Below are 3,974 nucleotides of genomic sequence, written 5' to 3'. Positions count from 1 at the left end.
GTGTTCCGTCGATCTCGTTACCGCGACGCTGCTCGGTCTGAAGGCTGCCTATTCGTGTCCCCGGAAACCGGCGAGATTCTCGGGGCTTACTCGACAAAGTGATGTCCGTGCGGCCGTAGCGCCCGATTGTCGCGTGTGGACAACCGGCACGCAAAACAATCAGGAACGCTGTGCGCCCCCCGGGGACACATTGATTCGAAGCGCTCACGCGCATGCGAACAACCCGTGAGCGGCCGAATCGAAATCCTGTGTACCAGCTCGGCGAGGGCGATGTGGATATCGCGACCCAAAGACACTCGAAATGCTGTGCGGGCCGAAGGTGAGTGATTCAACCGGAGAAGGCATGCCGAGCCGCTGCGGCCGATGTGGATATCCAGCGTCCAGAAGACGCCAAACCCTGTGACATCGGAACCGAAGAGGGTCTACCCATTCGGGAACGCACCGCGACGAGGTCCGCGGTGTGGACAACCACCACGAAAGAGAATTTAAACGCTGTGGCCCCGAACGGTGAACGTGAGTGCTTTCAGGTTTGTCGAACCGCATCGGACGACCGCAGTCAGCGCACAACGGCCACCAACGGACAGCGTATCGTCCAGCTCAAATCTGCTGATCGAGCACCCTCACGACCGCGTGCTGACCAAGACTATCTACAGGCCCGACCACCGCGAAGTTGAGCCCGTTCACCGACCCATACCGCGCCAGCAACGACCCATCCACACGTTGCCCGGCTGGCAGCAGCCGATGTTTCGATTCCGCCGGTCGCAGATAGAAACTCAGTGTCCGCCCGGCGTCGTCCTCGTAGAGCACCATCGCAGCCGTCGCGCCGCTGTCCGTCGTAAACAACCGCCCGCCAACCGGCCGGAACCCGGCCGCACTCAAATCCGGCAGCCTCGCCGACACCCCCATGCGCCGGGTGAGCCACGTCTGCAAATCCTTCGCACCCGTCGGCTGGAAATCCACCTTCGCGGTCTGATCGACCGCCATCATCCGGTAAGCCTCGACCGCATCGCTCATCGGCGCAATCGGCGGCGCCGCGTTCCACCCACGCGCCTGCCACCCGCCAAACGTCCCGAGCCCGATACAGAACACGAACGAAGCCGCCATCGCGAACCGCACCCGCGAGCGCTCCGCACGCTTCGCACGAAGCGTGGCCGGATCGAGCGCAGGATTTTCGCCAGGCATCCGCACGCTCTCGAGCGCGGCCCGCAACCGCCGCGCATCCATCTGCCATTGCTTCACCTGTTCCGCGCTCTCCGGATGCAGCGCAAGATATCGCTCGACTGCGGCGCGCGCATCGTCGTCGAGCTGGCCGTCGACATAGGCCTGGAGATCGTGTTCGTCGGGACGGAGCGTGTTCATTTCATCAAGCGGAGAGAAGGAGCGGGAAGCTCGCCGTCGCTGAGCTGGCGCAGTGCCCGGCGCGCGCGGGAGAGTCGCGACATCACGGTGCCGATCGGCACGTCGAGCAGGTCGGCGACTTCCTGATACGTGAAGCCCTCGACCGCGACGAGCAGCAGCAGGCTGCGCTGCTCGTCGGAGAGCCGGCCGAACGCTTCGAGCGTCGCGCGCGCGGTTGCCTCGCGTTCGGCGGACGGCCAGTGCGCTTCGTCGTCGTCGCGAATGCGGCCGAGCAGCCACGCGTAGCGCTTCGCGCTGCGTTTGCCGTCGAGAAACTGCCGGTAAAGGATCGTGAACAGCCAGCTGCGCAGCGACGCGTCGTCGCGGCGGCTCGCCCAGCGCGACAGCGCGCGCTCGAGCGTCGACTGGACGAGATCGTCGGCCGCGTGGACGTCACGCGCCAGCCAGAGCGCGAAGCGTCGCAGCCTGGGGATGAGTTCGCGCAATGCGTCGTCGTCGGGGGCGTTTGAGGGCATGGCCGGGGCGCGAGCCGATAAGCGTGGAGATGCCGCGTAGGACGCCGGTCGGCGCCGCTTATTCCGTCAGCATACGAAAAATTTCTTGATGGAATAAAGCGGCGCGGGTGGCGTCCTACACGCGTTCGACAATGATCTGACGATCGGGAGTGCATCCATGAAGCAATCTTCCTCTTCTTCGCCGCCGCGCGAACCCGGGCGCGGGTGGTGGCGCTGGGCCGTGATCGGCGGCGCGGTGGCCGGCGTGGCCGTGGCCTTCGGGTATGTCGGCGGCTGGCTCGCGCCGGCGCGTCTGACTCCGCACCGGCTCGTCGACGCGCTGCAGACGGCCGGCGGCGAGCATCCGGGTTTCCGGCGCAATCACGCGAAGGGCGTGTGCGTGACCGGTTACTTCGAAGGCAACGGCGCCGCGAGCGCATATTCCGTCGCGCCGTTCTTCAAGGCGGTGCGCACGCCCGTGGTCGGGCGCTTCGCGCTGCCGGGCGGGAATCCGTATGCGCCCGACAGCAGCGTGCCGATCCGCAGCCTCGCGCTGAAGCTCACCGCGCCGGACGGCCAGCAATGGCGGACCGGGATGAACGCGATGCCGGTGTTTCCGGTGGCGACGCCGAAGGCGTTCTACGCGCAGTTGCTGGCGACCCGGCCGGATCCGGCGACGGGCAAGCCCGATCCGGCGAAGGTGAAGGCGTTTTTCGGCGCGCATCCGGAGACGGCTGCATTCCGCGCCTGGGTGAAGGGTGCGAAGCCGAGCGCGAGTTATGTCACCGAAAGCTATTACGGGCTGAACGCGTTCTACTTCGTCGATGCCGCCGGCAAGCGCCAGGCGGTGAGGTGGCGCGTCGTGCCGGAGCAGACGACGGGCGCCGGCGACGTCGCGACGGCCGCGAATCCGAACGTGCTGCAGCAGGACCTGACGCGGCGCATCGCGGACGGCGCGCAGAAGTGGAAGCTGCTGGTCACGCTGGCGGAGCCCGGCGACCCGGTGGACGATGCGACGAAGACCTGGCCCGCGCAGCGTACGACGATCGACGCGGGGACGCTCGTGCTCGATCGCGTGGAGGCGCAGGACAGCGGGCCGTGCCGGGAAGTGAATTACGACCCGACCGTGTTGCCGCAGGGGATTCAGGTGTCGGGGGATCCGTTGCTGGCGGCGCGGTCCGCGGCGTATGCGGATTCGTATCTGCGCCGGACGAGTGAAGAAGCCGGCGTGGCCGGCGCGGCGCGACTGAGTGCGGAGGGACGATGATGAAGGCGACGACGACGTTTAGCTTGCCGGCGAGGCTGCTGCATTGGGTGATGGCCGCGATGATCGTCGCGATGCTGTTCATCGGGGTGGGGATGGTGGCGTCGGTATCGGGGCGGCACGATTTCCTGGTGGCGTTGCACAAGCCGCTGGGGATTGCCGTGCTGGTGCTGGTTTGCGTGCGGATCGTGGTGCGGTTCGTGTCGAAGCCGCCCGCGTTGCCCGAGGATCTGCCCTGGTGGCAGAAGGTTGCCGCGCATGGGTCGCATCTGGTGCTGTACGCGCTGATGCTCGCGATGCCGCTGATCGGGTGGGCGATGCTGTCGGCAGGCGGGTATCCGGTGACGCTGGGCGGTGGTGTGCAGCTGCCGGCGATTGTGTCGGCTGATCCGGTGACGTTCGCCTGGCTCAGGGTCGCGCATCGCGTGCTGGCCTATCTGTTCTTCTTGACGTTCCTCGCGCATTTCGCGGCGGCGCTGTATCACGGACTGATTCGGCGGGATGGGGTGGTGAGGGCGATGGTGGGGCGGTAATCGACGGAAGGTTGAGTTCGCTGCGGCGGGGCGGTTCACGGGCGACCGAGGCTGCTCCTGCCGTGTTGCGTATATATGACCGCGGCTGCGGCTCAGCGGCTCCCGGCATAGCACGTCAAAAATATTTCACAAAGGGGGTTGCGGAGACTGGGGCGGGTGCTTAGAATCACGCCTCTTTCGCGCTAACTGAAACGCAGCGCGGGAGGAGAAGGGAAGCGGTGCTGTTGAAGTCGGTTTTATCGACTCCAGTGCATACGAAATTAAACCGCAGTCGTCGCAACGAAGTAGTTAAAAAAGTTGTTGACGAGTTTTAAAAAACGGTTG

4 protein-coding genes are annotated in these 3,974 nt (G+C 65.7%); 2 read left to right on the top strand and 2 right to left on the bottom strand.

Annotated features, from left to right (window positions below):
• Positions 1-597: 597 nt before the first annotated feature.
• Positions 598-1,359, bottom strand: a complete 762-nt coding sequence (locus ACV22V_RS32225; protein WP_448016774.1) for an anti-sigma factor family protein — start codon at positions 1,357-1,359, stop codon at positions 598-600.
• On the bottom strand, positions 1,356-1,874 hold the full coding sequence (locus ACV22V_RS32220; RefSeq protein WP_059531391.1) for a sigma-70 family RNA polymerase sigma factor: 519 nt from the start codon (positions 1,872-1,874) through the stop codon (positions 1,356-1,358). Before ACV22V_RS32220 ends, ACV22V_RS32225 begins: the two co-directional genes overlap by 4 nt.
• Positions 1,875-2,031: 157 nt before the next feature.
• Here ACV22V_RS32220 and ACV22V_RS32215 point away from each other — a divergent pair, with 157 nt between their 5' ends.
• The gene (locus tag ACV22V_RS32215; protein WP_448016772.1) at positions 2,032-3,120 is read left to right on the top strand and encodes a catalase family peroxidase; all 1,089 of its coding nucleotides are present in this window, start codon (positions 2,032-2,034) and stop codon (positions 3,118-3,120) included.
• Positions 3,117-3,650 carry a cytochrome b gene (locus ACV22V_RS32210; RefSeq protein WP_059699524.1) on the top strand — a complete coding sequence of 178 codons (534 nt, stop codon included), beginning with the start codon at positions 3,117-3,119 and terminating at the stop codon, positions 3,648-3,650. Before ACV22V_RS32215 ends, ACV22V_RS32210 begins: the two co-directional genes overlap by 4 nt.
• Positions 3,651-3,974: the final 324 nt, after the last annotated feature.

The organism is Burkholderia sp. AW33-5 (genome assembly GCF_053427615.1).
Note: the sequence above shows the minus strand (reverse complement) of the source record. Positions and strands in the feature narration are given on the sequence as shown.

Excerpts from the sequence above, each read along its gene's own strand:
- ACV22V_RS32225 (WP_448016774.1), bottom strand. The coding sequence starts at position 1,359 with ATGAACACGCTCCGTCCCGACGAACACGATCTCCAGGCCTATGTCGAC.
- ACV22V_RS32220 (WP_059531391.1), bottom strand. The coding sequence starts at position 1,874 with ATGCCCTCAAACGCCCCCGACGACGACGCATTGCGCGAACTCATCCCC.
- ACV22V_RS32215 (WP_448016772.1), top strand. The coding sequence starts at position 2,032 with ATGAAGCAATCTTCCTCTTCTTCGCCGCCGCGCGAACCCGGGCGCGGG.
- ACV22V_RS32210 (WP_059699524.1), top strand. The coding sequence starts at position 3,117 with ATGATGAAGGCGACGACGACGTTTAGCTTGCCGGCGAGGCTGCTGCAT.